Below are 15,876 nucleotides of genomic sequence, written 5' to 3' on the forward strand. Positions count from 1 at the left end.
ATACGATGACACCCGAAAGCGTCATGACCCTGGGCCGCCATGCGATGGAAATCACCCTGATGGTGGCGGCGCCCATGCTGCTGGTCGCCCTCATCATCGGCTTGATCGTGAGTATCTTCCAGGCGGCCACGCAGATCAACGAGGCGACCCTGTCCTTCATCCCCAAGCTGGTCGGCATTTTCGTCGCCATCGTCGTGGCGGGCCCCTGGATGCTATCCGTCATGCTCGACTACATGCGCCAGGTCTTCACGGGCATCCCGAACCTGGTGGGTTAGTGCAGCCATCGCTGATCCTCCTATGCTGACCCTGTCCAGCATCGAACTCAATACCTGGATCGCAGCACTGCTGTGGCCGCTTAGCCGCATCCTCGGCCTGATCGCGGCCGCTCCCCTGTTCGGCAACGCGGCCGTGCCCGCCACGGTGAAAGTGACCCTGGGCGCGCTGCTGGCCATGATCATCGCCCCCACCGTGCCGGCCTTGCCTGCCGTCAACCCGATGTCCTTGCCCGGCTTGCTGATCCTCACACAGGAGATGCTGGTGGGCCTGGCCATGGGCTTTTCCATCCGCATCGTGTTTTCCGCCATCGAAATGGCCGGCGAGATCAGCAGTCTCACCATGGGCCTGGGCTTCGCCTCGTTCTTCGATCCGCAAACCAAGGGCAGGTCTTCGGCCATCAGCCAGTTCCTCGTCATGCTGGCCACATTGATGTTTTTGACCGTCAACGGCCACCTGGTCTTGCTGGCGGCGCTGGCGGAAAGCTTCGTCAGCCTGCCGATCTCATCGAGTCCCATCAGCGGCGGCGGTTTCCAGCAATTGGCGGCCTGGGGCGGGGAAATCTTCCGTTCCGGCCTGCAAATTTCGCTGCCCATCATCGCTGCCTTGCTGCTGACCAACGTGGCGCTGGGCATCTTGACGCGGGCCGCGCCGCAGCTGAACATTTTCGGTATCGGCTTCCCCGTCACCCTGGGCGTGGGCTTGCTCGTGATCGGCATGGTCCTGCCCTACCTGGCCACGCCCTTCCAGAACATGTTCCTGCGCGGCATAGAAACAGCGCGCCTGCTGCCGCGCGGCTTTGCCACGCGCGACCGGCCACCGCCGCCCGCGCCGCCGAATCCATTACGCCCTCCGGCGCCGGCCGCGCCGGCGCGCTAACTCACCGCTGGTCGCTGCTGAGCGCGAAGCGCCAGCGCCGCAGGTCGACATTCAAACGCAACTGGTGATGCCTGACCAGGTAGCGCACGCCGACGAGGGCCGCCGCCAGGCCCGACAGGGCGGCTATGCCCAGCGCCCAGCGCGGGCCGAAGGTGTCGGCCACCCAGCCCACGATGGGCGCGCCCAGCGGCGTGCCGCCCGCCGAGATGGCCAGCACGATGGCCATGACCCTGCCCCGCATGGCGGGCGCCGTCGACAGTTGCACACTGCTGTTGACGCTGGTGGTAAAGGTTTGCGCGGCGATGCCGATGACCACCAGCATCATGCCGAACAGCCAGTAATTGGGCATCACGGCGGCCAGCGCGCAGGCCAGGCCGAACAGCGCAGCCGCCCCCAGCAGCAGGGCCAGCGTGGGCTGGCCGCGTCCCGCCGCCAGCAAGGCGCCGGCCACGGAACCGCACGCCATCACGGAACTGAGCACGCCATACTGGCCGGCGCCCGCATGGAAGGCCGTCACCGACATCGTCGACAGGAAAATCGGGAAGTTCAGTCCGAAGGTGCCGATCAGGAACAGCATCAGCAGGATAGCCATCAGGTCGGGCCGCTGGCGCACATAGCGGAAACCCTCGCCCAGGCTGGCGCGCGTGGCCTTCAGGCGCGGCGCGCGGCGCAGCAATTCCACGCGCAGCAGCAACAGCGAACCGATCACGGCGGCAAACGAGACGGCGTTGATGATGAAGACCCAGCCGCTGCCAACACTGCTGATGAGCAAGCCAGCGACCGCCGGGCCCAGCATGCGCGCCGCATTGAACGAGGTGGAATTGAGCGCCACGGCATTCGTCAAATCTTCTTCGCCGACGATTTCGGCAACAAAAGTCTGGCGCACGGGCGAATCGAAGGCCGTCACGCAGCCCAGCAGGAAAGCAAACACATACACGTGCCACAGTGCTACCTGTCCACTGATGCACAATATCCCGAGTCCCAGCGCCAGCAGTCCCATGGCCGCCTGCGTGCACAGCAGCAATTTCCTGCGGTCAAGCAAATCGGCCGCCATGCCAGTGAGCGGCAGCAACAGCAGTTGCGGGCCGAATTGCAAGGCCATGACGATGCCGACGGCGCTGGCATTGTGCTGCGTCAATTCGCTCAGCACCAGCCAATCCTGCGCCGTGCGCTGCATCCAGGTGCCGATATTCGACACGAGGGCACCGCCGGCCCAGATACGGTAATTGGGAATGCGTAGCGAACGGAATGTGTTGTTCATCTGGGCGTGCGGGCTCCTTGCCGGGGTCGTGGTGAAAAATTCAGCGGATCACTCCGCCAAGCGTTTGAGTAATGCCACCGCCTTGTCCAGTTCGGTGACTTCGTCCGGCGTGAGCCGGGTTTCGATGGTGCGCGCCAGCCAGTCTTCGCGCGCGGCGCGGCTGGCCGCGATCCAGGCGCGGCAGCTGTCCGTCAGCGTCAAGATGGTTTGCCGGCCGTCAGCCGGATCGGGCGAGCCCGTCACCATCTGCGCTTCCGTCAACGCTTGCACGGTGGCGGCCATCGACTGGGGCCGCATGCCTTCGGCGCGCGCCAGGCTGCTGGCCGTGGCCGGACCGTCGCGTTCGAGGCGGCTGAGCACGGATGCCTGCGACATGCTGACATCGCCCAGGTGCGCCTCTTCGCGCAGGCGGCGGCGCAATTTGCCGACCAGGATGCGCAATTCGCCGGCCAGTTGTAGAACTTGTTCGTGGTCTTCTTGTGGGGTGCGCATGCTAGCCGTGTGGTGGATCAACAGCCTCTACTATAACAGATAGACAGGTAGACTGCACAGTTTGACTGCACATCTTGTCAAGACGGCCATCTTGCAGACGCAAAAAAGCCGGGGCGGGAGATGTCCTCCCTGCCCCGGCTTGCCGCTCATTCTGCGATGCCGGCCGCTTAGCTGATGTAGTTGAACAGCGACAAGCCCGAGATGGAAGTGAATGACTTCTGCGCCGCCTGCAGGGTGATCTGCTGCTGGCTGAACAGGGAAATCGCCTTCACCATGTCCAGATCCTGCAAGCCCGACAGGGTGCTTGCATATTGCAGGTCGAGGTCGTCGCCGGCGCTGTCGAGGGTATCGAGTTCCTTCAGGCGCGAACCGACTTCCGCGCGCACCGACAGCACGTTGTCGTAGGCCGTGTCGAGCAGATCGTGCGCCGCGTTCAGGCTGGCCGTCAGGCGTGCCTGCCCCGCGTCGCCCGTGGCCGGCTGGCCCAGTGCGCCGATCAGGTTGGTAATCGTGGTAAAGATCGATTCCTTGCTGCTGGGCTCCAGGGTGAACTTGTCCAGGTCGGCCGGCTTGCCCGCGACATTGACTTGCTGACCGTCAAAGTTGATGGCGTCGCCCGACTTGTAGGCCACCGGCACGGCAGGATTCGGGATGGTCTGACCCAGGGTCACGTCCGTCACGGTATAGGTCGTCTTGGCATCCGTGCCCGTGCCCGTCACCTGGAAGTCGATCGTGTATTTGTGCCCCGTCAGCTTGGTGGGATCGGTGACGGTGCCGCCGGAAATGATGCCGGCGCCGCCGCGCGTGAAGTTGCCCGGATCGGCCGCCGTGGTGAACTTGCCGTTGCCCGTCAAATTGTTCTCGAATACGGTCGCGCCCGAGTCGCTGGTGGCCAGGTAGCGCGCCGAGCCCACTTGCAGCTCGCGCTGGCCCTGGTCGCCCACATAGGTGGCGCCGCCCGGCGTCTGGCTGAACGGCTGGGTGGTCGATTTGTAGCCGGAAAACAGGTAGCCACCCGCGTTGTCGGACGTGTTGGCGATGCCCATCAGGTCGGTCAAGCGGCCTTTCAGCTCCGTGGCCAGGCTCTGGCGGTCGATATCCTTCAATGCCGGATTACCAGCCTTCAGCACCAGTTGCTGCACATCGGCGATCAGCGAGGTGGTGCTGGCCAGCGCCAGCTCTTCCTGCGACAGGAAATTCTTGGCGTTCGAGCGGTTCGTCACGAATTGCGTGTTGATCGTCTGCGACTGCGTCACTTCCAGCGCGCGCGCCGAGGCGATCGGATCGTCGGCCGGCGTCAGGTTGCGGCGATTCGCCGACAGCTGCATCTGGGTGCGGTTCAACGCGCCCTGCAGATTGTTCAGCTGCGTGCTGCCCGCGTCATAGATCATTTTGGTACTGATGCGCATGATGCTGCCCTTCCTGATGGCGGCGGGGCGCTATGCGCCGCCGCTTGAATAATTAACGTCCGAGGCCGATGACCACGTCGAACAGGGTACTGGCGATCTGCATGACCTTGCCGCAAGCCTGGTAGGCTTGCTGGTAGCGCAGCAGGTTGGCCGCCTCTTCATCGAGATTGACGCCGGAAACGGCCTGCTGCTGCGTGCTGGTTTGTTGCAACAACGCAAGACTCGCCAGGCCGCTGACCTGTACTTCGCGCGTCTTGTTGCCGACATAGCTGACGGTTTCCGCGTACGAACCCTGGAACGTGGCCTTGCCGCCATCGAGAATGTTCTTCGTCTGCAAGCCCGCCAGCAAGGAGGCATTGCGGTTGTCGCCCACGCCGCCCGAGTTCGGCGCGATGGTGAATTTATCGCCCTGCGCAGGCGCGCCCGTCATGTTGACGTTGATGCCGCCAAAGCTGAAGCTGTCGCCTTCCGTGTACGGGATATTCGCCGTGCCGGCCGGGTACGTGGTGGTGGCACCGTTCAAGCCTTTCACCGTCACGGCCTGGCCCGCCGGGAAACCCGACAGCGAAGTGGTCGCCTTGTCGTACGTCAGGGTGACGGTGCCCGTCAACGCGTTGCCCGGCGTTAGATACGCCTTGTCCACGCTACCTGCGCCGAGCTTGCCGCTGCCCGTGTTGCTGACGGGCGCGCCCGTGGCGATCGGCGCGCCGGCGGCCAGCTTGTTGCGGTCGGTAATCGCCACGGCCAGGTCGGAAGCGCCGTGCGCGGTCGGCCTGACCATGAAGTTATCGCCTTCGGCAGCCGCGCCCGTGATCGAGAAATCCACACCGTCGATGGTTTGCGGCACGGTTTGCGGATAGGGATTGATGGTCGTTTTCGCACCGTCGCTCTGGCGCGTCACCACATAATTGGCGCCGTCATACTTGACGGCATAATCGCTGGCCGTCAGCTTGGTCGGATCGCTGACCTTGGCCGACAGCACGGTCGTGCTGGTTGCGTTATTGCGGTAGTCGGCGCCGATGACGGGATCGGGCAGCTTGAAGAAATCGCCCCCCATGTCGCCATTCAAGTCCTGGCCCAGCTTGTGCTGCTCATTGAAGGTGGAGGCCAGCGCGATGGCGACCTTGCCCAGCGAATTCTGGATGCGGTCCAGGCTGCCGCTGCGGAATTCCAGCAAGCCGCCCAGCGCACCGCCGCTGAGGGAACTTTCCGACAGCTTGGTGACGGAAGTGCCCGTCACATAGCCCACGTCCAGGCGGTTCGGGTCCGTCGGCGACGGCGTGGTGGCCAGTTCAAAGTTCTTGTCGCCCACCACCAGCGGCTGGCCCGAGCCGATCGAGACAGTAATCGAGTTGCCGGCGCCAGGCTGAACAGTTGCCTTGACGTATTTGTTCAGCTCCGTGATCAGCTGGTCGCGCTGGTCCAGCAAATCGTTGGGCTGATTGCTTTCATTCACGGTGAGGTTGGTAATCGCGGTATTGAGTTCCGCGATCTGCTTGGCGTAGGAGTTGATCACCTTGACGTTCGAGGTGATCTGCGAATTGACGCCGTCGCCGATTTCCGTCAGGCGCGCGCTGAGGCCCTGGAAGCGCGCGGTCAGCGAATTTGCGCTCGACAACAATGCCTGGCGCGACGAGACGGAAGATGGATTCGAGCTGAAATCCTGCACGCCCTTGAAGAAATCGGCCATCGCCGGCGATAGCCCGGCCGTGGGGTCGGCCAGCATATTGTCGATCTGGCTGATCTGCGTGTAATACGCATCGAGCGAACTGGTGGCCGACTGCGCGCCATTCACCTGGGCCGCCATGAAACCGTCGTACTGGCGCTTGACTTGCGATACCTCGGTACCATTGCCAACAAAGCCATAACCGGCATTATTGAACTGCGCCGTCTGCTGCAGCACCACCTGGCGGTTGTAACCGTCCACGTTGGCATTGGTGATGTTATGCCCGGTCGTCGACAGGCCCACCTGCGCTGCAAGCAAACCGCTCTTACCGATGCTGAGTAGATTCGAAGTCATGGTGTCTTATTGGTTACCGTCAAATGTATTTACGGCAGCCGCGGCGAAAACTTGAAGCGCGCGGCTTGCACGGGGGCAAGGCGGGGCGTCAGCCGACCAGCGAATTCTTGATAATCTTTGTCAGTTTGGCAGCGTAATTCGGATCCGTCGCGTAGCCGGCCTTTTGCAAGCCGTGGGCGAACGTGCTGGCGTCGCCCGCGCTGGCCAGCACTTTTTCGTAGCGCTTGTTGTTGGTAATCAACTGCGCATAATCCTTGAAGCTGTCCGCGTAGCTGTCGTAGGCGCGGAATTTTTCCACCTTGCGCTGCGCCTTGCCATTCACGTATTCCGTGGTGACGGCTTCCGTGACCTTGCCCTTCCAGTCGCTGGATGCCTTGATGCCAAACAGGTTGTGGCTGCTGCTGCCGTCGCGGGCGATGATTTCGCGCTTGCCCCAGCCCGTTTCCAGCGCCGCCTGGCCCAGCATGAACTTGGCCGGGATGCCGGTGGCGCGGCTGGCTTCTTCCGCATGCACGCCCAGCTTTTCCTGGAAGGCGCGCACGTGCGGCGCCTGCGTGGCGTTGGCCTTGTCGCTCAGGGTCTTGCCGCTGGCGGCGGCGCTGCCGGCGCCTTCCGTCAGGGCGCCCTGCTGCTGGCGGAAGGCGGCCAGCGCCTGCGCCATGCTCGAGGAACGGGGCGACGGCGCTTCGGCGCCATCGGCGGCCAGCGCCTGGTTCGACGACGACAGCTGGCGGATCAGCACGTCGGCCAGGCCCGTGCCCCGCTTGGCCAGGTTCTGGCTCGTCTGCTGGTCCAGCATCGAGGTGTACATCTTGCTTTGCTGGCTATCCATGATGCCGTCCTGCGGCGTGGCTTCGCGCATGCTTTTCATCATCATGTTGATGAACATGGCTTCGAATTGCGTGGCTGCCTCTTTCAGGGCGGCGGGATCCTTCGCCTTGGCGGACTGGCGCAAGCCATCCATGCCCTTGACGTCATAGGCGGCGGTATTGCTGAGGTCGGTTTGACTGATCATGGCGTGCCCATCAAATGATTTCGAGTTCGGCGCGCAGCGAACCGGCCGCTTTCATCGCCTGCAGGATGGCCAGCAAGTCTTGCGGCGAGGCGCCGATGGCGTTGAGGGCCTTGACCACGTCGGACAGCGAGGCGCCGCCCTTGACCAGCATGACTTTGCCCGGTTCCTTCTTGATATCGATCTGCGCCGTCTGCGTGACCACCGTGCGCCCGCCCGACAAGGGCGCCGGCTGGCTCACTTGCGGCTCGACATTGATGGTGACGGACAGGTTGCCGTGCGAAATGGCGCATGTTTCCAGGGTCACGGACTGGTTCATCACGACGGAACCGGTGCGCGCATTCATGATGACCTTGGCCGCCAGGCGGGCCGGATTGACTTCGATGCTTTCCAGCTGGCCCAGGAAGGATACGCGCTGGTCGCTGCCGCTGGGCGACTGCACCTGGATCACGCGGCCATCGAGCGCGGCGGCCGTGCCGGCGCCGTAGCGGCTATTGATGGCGTCGACCACGCGGCTGGCGGTGGCGAAATCGGTGGCATTCAATTCCAGGCGGATGGTGTTGTTGGCGCCCAAGGCCGAAGGCACGCTGCGCTCGACGGTAGCGCCGCCCGAGATGCGGCCCACGCTCAGGTGATTGATGACGACGGAGCTGCCGGCCGCCTGCGCGCCTACACCGCCCACCAGCACGTTGCCCTGCGCCATGCCGTACACCTGGCCATCGGCGCCCTTCAATGGCGTCATCAGCAAGGTGCCGCCGCGCAAGCTTTTCGCATTGCCCATCGACGATACCGTCACGTCGAGCAACTGGCCCGGCTGGGCAAACGCGGGCAAGGCCGTCGTCACCATCACGGCGGCCACGTTTTTCAACTGCAAACTGGTGCCTTGCGGCAAGTTGATGCCCTGCTGCTGCAGCATCGCCGCCACGCTCTGGATGGTAAATGGGGTTTGCGTGGTCTGGTCGCCGCTGCCGTCGAGACCGACGACGAGGCCATAGCCCATCAGCTGATTCTGGCGCACGCCGGCGATGCTGGCCAGGTCCTTGATGCGCTCGGCTTGCGCCACGGGCGCCATCAGCGAGGCAGCCAGGCCGCAGATGGCGAGAAAACGGGGAAAGGTCAACGTTGCCATGATCAGAAAGGCAGCAGGCTGAGGAAGAAGCGCGACGCCATCGAGGCCATTTCGGCGCGGTCGATCTGGCTGTTGGTGCGGTATTCGACGCGCGCTTCGGCCACCTGGGTCGATGGCACGACGTTGCCCGTGCCGATGGTGTCGGGATTGACCATGCCCGAGAAGCGGATGAATTCCGTGCCCTTGTTCATGGCGATCTGTTTTTCGCCGGCGACGATCAGGTTGCCATTCGGCAGCACTTCAATGACCGTCACGCCGATCACGCCGGAAAACGTGTTGCTGGCGGACTGGTTGTCGCCATCGGCAAATTTCGTCGCGCCATTTGCCGCCACGGTGCCGCCCAGGCGGCCCTGCAGCATGCCCGGCGTGCTGAAGCCCACGCTGCCCGACTTGTTGCCGGAACTGGCGCCCGCCTTGACGGCATTCGTGCGCTCGGTGATGGCGATCGTCATGGTGTCGCCCACGTGGCGCGCGCGGCGGTCTTCGAAGGCGGGACGGTAGGTCGACGGCTGGTAGATGGAGCCATTGTTGACGACCACCGGTTCCGGCATCGGCGCGCGCGTGCTGGTCGGATATTGCACGATGGACGTAGGCGTGATGGCGCAGCCGGACAGCAGGACTGCAGAGAACAAAGCGATGATGGGGTATTGCATGGCGAACCTCCGCTGCCATCCGGCGGCGGATGGCATGACGACTATGAAAATTAAAGTTGCGACAATTTCTGCAGCATTTGATCGGATGTGGTGATGGCCTTGCTGTTGATCTCGTAGGCGCGCTGCGTCTGGATCATGTTGACCATTTCCTCGGCCACGTTGACGTTCGACGTCTCGATATAGCCCTGCATCAGCACGCCGGCGCCGTTCGTGCCCGGGGTGTTGGTTTGCGCCACGCCGGAAGCGCCCGTTTCCATGTACAGGTTCTCGCCCTTCGATTCCAGGCCGGCGGGATTGACGAAGGTGGTCAGCTGCAGGGAGCCGATTTGCGATGGCGCAACGGTGTCGGGCAAGGTGACGGACACGGTGCCGTCGCGCGCCACGGTCAGGCTCAGCGCATTGGTCGGCACGGTGATGGCGGGCTGGATGACGAAGCCTTCCGAGGTGACCAGCTGGCCGTTGGCATCCGTCTGGAACGAGCCGTCGCGCGTGTAGGCGGTGGCGCCGTCCGGCATCAGCACCTGGAAAAAGCCCGTGCCGTTGACCATCACATCGCGCGAATTGCCCGAGGCCTGGGGATTGCCCTGCGTATGGATGCGTTCGGTTGCCACGGTGCGCACGCCGGTGCCGATCTGCAAGCCCGATGGCAGCTGGGTTTGCTGCGACGATTGCGCGCCCGGCTGGCGCACATTTTGATACAGCAAGTCTTCAAACACGGCGCGCGACTTCTTGAAGCCCGTGGTGCTGACGTTGGCCAGGTTATTGGCGATCACGTCCATCTGCGTCTGCTGCGCTTCCAGGCCGGTCTTGGCAATCCAAAGGGAACGAATCATGATTTTTCTCCAGTAACAGCGCTAACCAGCCCTGTAGACTATTTCTATGTGACCATTATGCGGTGGCCCCCGTCAATTCAAAGCGAGGATCTGGGTGGCTTTCGCCGCGTTATTCTCGGCATTCTTCAACAAGCTCATTTGCGTTTCGAACTGGCGCGCCAGGGCGATCATGCTGACCATGGAGTCGACGGGGCTGACATTGCTGCCTTCCAGCGCGCCCGTGGTCAATTTGACGGCCTGGTCGGCTTGCGCCACCGTGCCATCCTTCAGGCGGAACAGGCCGTCGTCGCCGCGTACCAGTTGCTGCTCGGGCGGGTTGACCAGTTTGATGCGGCCCAGCACCGTCGACGGGCCTGGCGGCACGTCGGTGGAAATCGTGCCCACCGTGCCATCGCTGGCGATGGCCACCGTCACGCCGGGCGGAATCGCCATGGGGCCCGTATCGCCTTGCACCATCAGCCCGCCCTGCGTTTGCAGCATGCCGTTTTCATTGAGTTTCAAGGCGCCGTTGCGCGTGTAGGCTTCGGAACCGTCGGCCGACTGCACCGCGATCCAGCCGCCGTTTTCCACGGCCACGTCGAGCGCACGGCCCGTGTGCTGCATCGGACCCTGCGTGAAATCGGAACCGACCGTCGAATCGACGACAAAGGCGCGCGTCGGCATCATGCCGTCGGCCACCACGGGCACGGCGCGGAACGAGTCGAGCTGGGCGCGGAAACCCGTGCTGGTGGCGTTCGCCAGGTTATTCGCCGTGGTCGCCTGCTTGTCCAGGATGTGCTTGGCGCCCGAGCCGGCGGTGTAGATGAGACGGTCCATTTTTTATTTCTCCTGTTGCCTTCAACCCAAGGCAAAAACCGGGGTCGGACGGGGACGCCAAGTCCTTAAGGTCCGACCCCAGCCTTTCGCCGTCAGGGGTTCAAACGATTAGCGCAAGTTCACCAGAGTCTGTAAAACGGAATCCTGCGTCTTGATGGTCTGCGCATTTGCCTGGTAGGCGCGCTGGGCCGTGATCATGTTGACCAGTTCCGCCGTCAGGTCGACGTTCGACACTTCCACGGCCGAGGCGCGCAAGTTGCCCAGGTTGCCCGTCTTGGGCTCGCCCGTGACGGGCTTGCCCGAGGCCGAACTTTCCACCCAGGCGTTGTTGCCCAGCGGCTCCAGACCGTTCGGGTTGACAAAGTTGCTCAACACCACCTGGCCCAGGCTGCGCGTCTTGCCATTGTTATACTGGCCCTGGATGACGCCGTCGTCGCCGACGATGAATTGGCTCAGCTGGCCCGCCTTGTAGCCGTCCGCTTCCGTTTTCTTTTCCGCCGTGGCGGTGCCCAGCTGGGTCGACTTGGTGAAGTCGACCTGGACCGACAGGGTCGCATTCGCGCCCGTGGCCGGGAAGATCGGCAGGTTGACGGTGACGGGCAAGGTTTGCGGCGGCGTCAGGGCCAGCATGGCGGCCCGGTCCAGGCTGCCGACCGTGTTGAAGACCAGCGAACCGGTCTTGACGGCTGGCACCACGGTCACGGCGCGGATGGCAGCGTCGATCTGGTCGGGCGTGCGGCTCGAATTGACGCCATTCGGCACGGCACTGCCGTAGGTGGCGGCGATGGCGGCCAGTTGCGCCGGCGTGGCGCCCGCGGCGGCGGCGGCGGCCGAGACGGCGGCACCAACCGCATTGCCATAGGCGACGGCGGCCGTCGTCACGTTGGCCGGCACCAGCGGCACGGCCGTGGCGGCAGCCTGGTAGGCGGCGCGCGCGGCCAGCGAGGCAGGGTCCGTCTGCAGGGCGGCCGCGACCTTCATGCTGGTTACTTCCGTGCCGTCAATGGCCGAGTAGACATCCCAGGTATTGGTGCCCGTCTTGACATAGAAATTGGCCATGTTGTGGGAATTGCCCAGCGAATCGAAGACTTCGACGGGGAACTGCTTGTGGTACGAGGTGTCGTCCGTCGACTTGAACGGCACCGTGGTCGGCATGGCCGTGTTCGAATTGAGGTTGACTTGCGTGTCGACCTTGGTCGTTGCCTGGGGCTTCATGTCCGACTGGTCGATTTGCAGGGGCACGACGGCGCCGGCGACGATCTTGCCGTTGACGTCGGCCGGATAGCCGGTCAGTTGCGCCAGCTGGGCGTTGACGATGAAGCCGCTCTTGTCGACCTGGAACTGGCCATTGCGCGAGTACTGGATGGCGCCGTTGACGCTGGTACGGAAGAAGCCGCCGCCATTGATGGCGATGTCGAGGGGATTCGACGACGTTTCCAGGTTACCCTGGTTGAATTGCTGGGCGATTTGCGAGACCGACACGCCGATCCCCGCCTGGTTGCCGCCCACGCCATACAGCGAGTTGGCATAAATGTCGGCGAACTGGGCCTGCGACTGCTTGAAACCCACGGTCGACGAGTTGGCGATGTTGTTGCCGATGACGTCCAGCGATTTGGCGGCGCCATTCAAGCCGCTCAGGCCTTGTTGGAAAGACATTGTGTTCTCCTGGTAGAAATTAGGGGTAGAGGGTCACGCTAAGGGGAAGCGGCTTACAGAATCTGTTTCACGTCGGCCATGGTGATGCTGCCCACGCCCGGGACATTCAATTTCACGCCATTCGCGCCCGTCGACACGCTGGCGACCGAACCGAACATCAGCGCCGTCGCATCCTTGAGCTTGGTGCCACCGCGCGTGGCTTCCACCGTGAAGGTGTAGGCGCCATCGGCCAGCACGACCGGCTTGCCATCCTTGTCGAGATCGGCGGTGGAACCGTTCCAGCCCAGCGGCAAGGTGCCCGCCGCCTGTGCGCCCAGGTCGATGGAATGGACTTCCTTGCCATCCTTGTAGATGACGACCTTGACCTTGTCGGCTGCCGTGGCCAGGTCCACGCCCAGCAGCGCGGCGCTCTTGCTCAGGTTGATATCCTTGCCCGCTGTCAACACGCCATGGCCGATGATGTTGGCCGCCTGCATCGATTCGGCTTGCTGGTAGCTGGCCTTCAGGGTTTCCAGGGTCGTGTTGAGCTTGTTGACGCCGGTCACGGTGGACAATTGCGCCAGCTGGCTGGTCAATTGCGCATTGTCCAGCGGATTCATCGGATCCTGGTTTTTCAGCTGGGTGACCAGCAAGGTGAGGAATTTGTTCGTTTCCGCTTCGACACTGCCTGGCTCGGCCGTGCTCTTCTTCGGATTCATCGTCGCCATCAGGTCGGTGGTGACGGCGGTATTGGTATCGATGGTTGCCATAATGATCAGTCAGCCTTATTGGCCGATGGTGAGGGTTTTCAGGAGCAGCGACTTGGCCGCGTTCATGGTTTCCACGTTGGTCTGGTACGAGCGCGAAGCCGACAGCATGTTGACCATCTCGTCGACCGTATTCACGTTCGGCATGGTGACGTAGCCCTTCTCGTCGGCCAGCGGGTTCTTCGGGTCGTAGACCAGCTTCATCGGCGACGGGTCTTCGATCACCTTCTGCACCTTGACGGCCGTGGCGCCATTGGCCATGGGCACGGCTTCGAACACCACCTGCTTGGCGCGGTAGGCTTCGCCCGTGGCGCTGGTGGCGCTGTCGGCATTGGCCAGGTTGCTGGCCACCGTGTTCAGGCGCTGCGCCTGGGCGCTCATGGCCGAACCGGAAACATTGAAGATATTAAATAGCGACATGATTATTGTCCTCCCTGGATGGCCGTCAGCATGCCCTTGATCTGCGAGTTAAGGAACGTCACGGCCGCCTCGTAGCGGATGGCATTGTCGGCAAAGGCGTTGCGCTCGAGATCCATGTCCACCGTATTGCCATCGACGGCGCCCTGGGCCGGCGCGCGGTACAGCAGCGGCGTGCCGTCGGCCAGGGTCTCGACCTTGCCGCCGCCGGCTGCGCCCGCAGCCGCGGCCACGCCCTTGCCCGGCATATGCTGCGGCGCCGTGCCCTTCAGGGCCGGCGGCACGCCATCCTTGCGCGCCATCGCACCCTTCAGCGCGGCGGCGAAATCGACATCGCGCGCCTTGTAGTTGGGCGTGTCGGCATTGGCGATATTCGAGGCGAGCAATTCCTGGCGCGTCGAGCGCAGGCTCAGCGCCGTCTCGTTGAAGCGCATGTAATCGTCGAGTTTCCCTATCATGTCAGGCTCCGGAAAGATCTGCCACTGGCGCCCGAGATGGCGGAAGGATGGCGGATTAGTGATGACAGGAAACATAGTACGGCGCCCACCAGCAAGACCATCGCCGGATCAGACCGTACTTTTACCCCTTAATCGGCGCTTCGAACGGGGCCGCGCGCACTATCATGGCACTATTCCAGAGGCCTATCACCATGAAAACACCGCTTGCTTTCCTCTTCGCTCTTGCCTCCCTGCCACTGCTGGCCCAGGCGCAAAACGCCGGCCGCCAGACGCCGGAAGCGCTGCGCAACAGCGTGGAACAATTCCTGCAAGTACAAAGCAACGGCTTGCCCGGCAAGGTGACGGTGACCGTCGGCGCCGTCGATCCGCGCCTGAACCTGGCGGCCTGCCCCGCGCCGCAAGCATTCATGGCGCCGGGCGCGCGCGCCTGGGGCAAGACCACCGTCGGCGTGCGCTGCACGGCGCCAAGCAACTGGACCATCTATCTGCAAGCGAACGTGGCCGTCGTCGGCGATTACGTGGCCAGCGCCGTGCCGCTGGCGCAAGGGCAAGCCATCGACGCCAGCCAGCTGGTAACGATGCAGGGCGACCTGGCCGCATTGCCGGCAGGCATCGCCACGGACATGGCCCAGGTGGTGGGTGCCAGCACGAATATTTCTTTGCCACCCGGCACGCCGATGCGCCTCGACACCCTGCGCCGCAAGCCGGTGGTGATGCAAGGCCAACTGGTACGCGTCGTTTCCAGTGGCAATGGTTTCCAGGTGGCATCAGAAGGACGCGCCATCGGCAGCGCCGGCGATGGCCAGACGGTGCAGGTACGCACGCAGAGCGGCCAGCAGATCAGCGGCGTGGCGCGCGCAGGCGGCTTGGTGGAGGTCGCCTTTTAAACACGGATGGACAGCGATATTGTGGTCTGGCGCACTAAAGTTTCGGGAGAAGGTGCCGATAATGACACATATCCCGGAGTTTTTTGACTTCGACCAGACGAGGATCACGCTGTGAAAATTACCGACAACACCATTAAAAGCAATCCCGGCCTGCCGGTGGCGCCCGCGAGTACCTCCGGCGCCCGGAATGCCGAGAAAGCCCAGGCAACACCGACAACGTCGGACAATGTACGCCTGTCGCCGCAAGGACAGGCATTAGCGGCCAGTGCAACTGCCGGCAGCGGCGCCGTGTTCGACACGAAAAAAGTCGAACGCATCAAGCTGGCGATCGCCGACGGCCAGTTCCAGGTCAACTCAGAAAAAGTGGCGGACGGTCTCCTCGACACGGTCAAGGACTTGCTGCACTCACGAAATAGATAGGTTCCCTCATGCAATCAGTGACTCCGTTTTCCAGCCTGCGCGACGAGCAACAGCTCATGACCACATTGCTGGCATTGATGAAAGAAGAACAGCGGCATCTGGTTGCGGCTGACATCGATGCAATCACGGAGCTCACGGCGCGCAAGACGGCACTCGTAGGACAATTGAGCCAGCTGGCGGCGCAACGCCACCAGGCGCTGGCGGCGGCCGGTTTCATGGCGGCCGAAGCGGGCATGGAAGACTGGCTGGTGGGCGCCAGCGAAGCGGAAGCGGCGCCCCTGTGGAAAGCCCTGCTCGAGACGACGCGCGAAGCCAAGGAACAAAACCGCCTGAACAGCCTGCTCGTCAACAAGCATATGGTACATACGCAAGGCGCCCTGAACGCCATGCGCCCCCCGGCCCAGAGCGGCAATTTCTACGGCCCCAGCGGCCAACCGACGACGAACACGGCCAGCCGGCGCGTCGTCATCGGCTAGTCCCCCTTAGTTAACAGCAACCCGGCAAGGCGCAGCGGC

Annotated in this window: 18 protein-coding genes; 5 read left to right on the forward strand and 13 right to left on the reverse strand. The window is 63.3% G+C overall.

Translation table 11 applies throughout. From position 1 onward, the window contains the following. The first annotated feature begins 5 nt into the window (after window positions 1-5). Both fliQ and fliR read left to right on the forward strand, forming a co-directional pair. On the forward strand, window positions 6-275 hold the full coding sequence (fliQ, locus tag U0004_RS23690) for a flagellar biosynthesis protein FliQ (RefSeq protein WP_034754044.1): 270 nt from the start codon (window positions 6-8) through the stop codon (window positions 273-275). Window positions 276-297: 22 nt separating this feature from the next. Beyond that, on the forward strand, window positions 298-1,152 hold the full coding sequence (gene fliR, locus U0004_RS23695) for a flagellar biosynthetic protein FliR (protein WP_034787136.1): 855 nt from the start codon (window positions 298-300) through the stop codon (window positions 1,150-1,152). Window position 1,153: 1 nt separating this feature from the next. On the opposite strand, the gene U0004_RS23700 is transcribed toward fliR, so the two are convergent. The 13 genes from U0004_RS23700 to flgB all read right to left on the reverse strand — a co-directional run bounded on the left by U0004_RS23700 (window position 1,154) and on the right by flgB (window position 14,054). After that, window positions 1,154-2,413: an MFS transporter gene (locus U0004_RS23700; protein WP_070253733.1), complete on the reverse strand. Its 1,260-nt coding sequence runs from the start codon at window positions 2,411-2,413 to the stop codon at window positions 1,154-1,156. A gap of 48 nt (window positions 2,414-2,461) precedes the next feature. Further along, window positions 2,462-2,905, reverse strand: a complete 444-nt coding sequence (locus U0004_RS23705; RefSeq protein WP_070253732.1) for a MarR family winged helix-turn-helix transcriptional regulator — start codon at window positions 2,903-2,905, stop codon at window positions 2,462-2,464. A 167-nt stretch (window positions 2,906-3,072) separates the two neighbouring features. Further along, complete coding sequence (flgL, locus tag U0004_RS23710) at window positions 3,073-4,314, reverse strand: flagellar hook-associated protein FlgL (RefSeq protein ID WP_070253731.1); 1,242 nt, start codon at window positions 4,312-4,314, stop codon at window positions 3,073-3,075. Between the two features lie 52 nt (window positions 4,315-4,366). Next, entirely contained in the window at window positions 4,367-6,334 is a 1,968-nt protein-coding gene (gene flgK / locus U0004_RS23715) for a flagellar hook-associated protein FlgK (protein WP_070253730.1), read from the reverse strand. Window positions 6,335-6,422: 88 nt separating this feature from the next. Further along, complete coding sequence (flgJ, locus tag U0004_RS23720; protein ID WP_070253729.1) at window positions 6,423-7,349, reverse strand: flagellar assembly peptidoglycan hydrolase FlgJ; 927 nt, start codon at window positions 7,347-7,349, stop codon at window positions 6,423-6,425. Between the two features lie 10 nt (window positions 7,350-7,359). Beyond that, the gene (locus U0004_RS23725) at window positions 7,360-8,475 is read right to left on the reverse strand and encodes a flagellar basal body P-ring protein FlgI (protein WP_070253728.1); all 1,116 of its coding nucleotides are present in this window, start codon (window positions 8,473-8,475) and stop codon (window positions 7,360-7,362) included. A gap of 2 nt (window positions 8,476-8,477) precedes the next feature. Beyond that, the gene (locus tag U0004_RS23730; RefSeq protein WP_034787150.1) at window positions 8,478-9,128 is read right to left on the reverse strand and encodes a flagellar basal body L-ring protein FlgH; all 651 of its coding nucleotides are present in this window, start codon (window positions 9,126-9,128) and stop codon (window positions 8,478-8,480) included. Window positions 9,129-9,178: 50 nt separating this feature from the next. After that, window positions 9,179-9,961, reverse strand: a complete 783-nt coding sequence (gene flgG / locus U0004_RS23735; protein WP_034754070.1) for a flagellar basal-body rod protein FlgG — start codon at window positions 9,959-9,961, stop codon at window positions 9,179-9,181. A gap of 72 nt (window positions 9,962-10,033) precedes the next feature. Beyond that, window positions 10,034-10,777: a flagellar basal body rod protein FlgF gene (locus U0004_RS23740; RefSeq protein WP_070253727.1), complete on the reverse strand. Its 744-nt coding sequence runs from the start codon at window positions 10,775-10,777 to the stop codon at window positions 10,034-10,036. A 108-nt stretch (window positions 10,778-10,885) separates the two neighbouring features. Continuing rightward, window positions 10,886-12,433, reverse strand: a complete 1,548-nt coding sequence (locus U0004_RS23745; protein WP_070253726.1) for a flagellar hook protein FlgE — start codon at window positions 12,431-12,433, stop codon at window positions 10,886-10,888. Window positions 12,434-12,486: 53 nt separating this feature from the next. Continuing rightward, window positions 12,487-13,182: a flagellar hook assembly protein FlgD gene (locus tag U0004_RS23750; protein ID WP_070253725.1), complete on the reverse strand. Its 696-nt coding sequence runs from the start codon at window positions 13,180-13,182 to the stop codon at window positions 12,487-12,489. A gap of 15 nt (window positions 13,183-13,197) precedes the next feature. Then, the gene (gene flgC / locus U0004_RS23755; RefSeq protein WP_034754081.1) at window positions 13,198-13,599 is read right to left on the reverse strand and encodes a flagellar basal body rod protein FlgC; all 402 of its coding nucleotides are present in this window, start codon (window positions 13,597-13,599) and stop codon (window positions 13,198-13,200) included. A gap of 2 nt (window positions 13,600-13,601) precedes the next feature. Next, the gene (flgB, locus tag U0004_RS23760) at window positions 13,602-14,054 is read right to left on the reverse strand and encodes a flagellar basal body rod protein FlgB (RefSeq protein WP_034754084.1); all 453 of its coding nucleotides are present in this window, start codon (window positions 14,052-14,054) and stop codon (window positions 13,602-13,604) included. Window positions 14,055-14,245: 191 nt separating this feature from the next. Here flgB and flgA point away from each other — a divergent pair, with 191 nt between their 5' ends. The 3 genes from flgA to U0004_RS23775 all read left to right on the forward strand — a co-directional run bounded on the left by flgA (window position 14,246) and on the right by U0004_RS23775 (window position 15,837). Then, window positions 14,246-14,941: a flagellar basal body P-ring formation chaperone FlgA gene (flgA, locus tag U0004_RS23765; RefSeq protein ID WP_034787159.1), complete on the forward strand. Its 696-nt coding sequence runs from the start codon at window positions 14,246-14,248 to the stop codon at window positions 14,939-14,941. Between the two features lie 111 nt (window positions 14,942-15,052). Next, on the forward strand, window positions 15,053-15,361 hold the full coding sequence (flgM, locus tag U0004_RS23770) for a flagellar biosynthesis anti-sigma factor FlgM (RefSeq protein WP_034787161.1): 309 nt from the start codon (window positions 15,053-15,055) through the stop codon (window positions 15,359-15,361). A gap of 8 nt (window positions 15,362-15,369) precedes the next feature. Next, window positions 15,370-15,837, forward strand: coding sequence for a flagella synthesis protein FlgN (locus U0004_RS23775; protein WP_070253724.1), 468 nt, complete (start codon window positions 15,370-15,372; stop codon window positions 15,835-15,837). Window positions 15,838-15,876: the final 39 nt, after the last annotated feature.

Origin of the sequence: Janthinobacterium lividum (assembly GCF_034424625.1) — a bacterium.
Taxonomy (GTDB): domain Bacteria; phylum Pseudomonadota; class Gammaproteobacteria; order Burkholderiales; family Burkholderiaceae_D; genus Janthinobacterium; species Janthinobacterium lividum.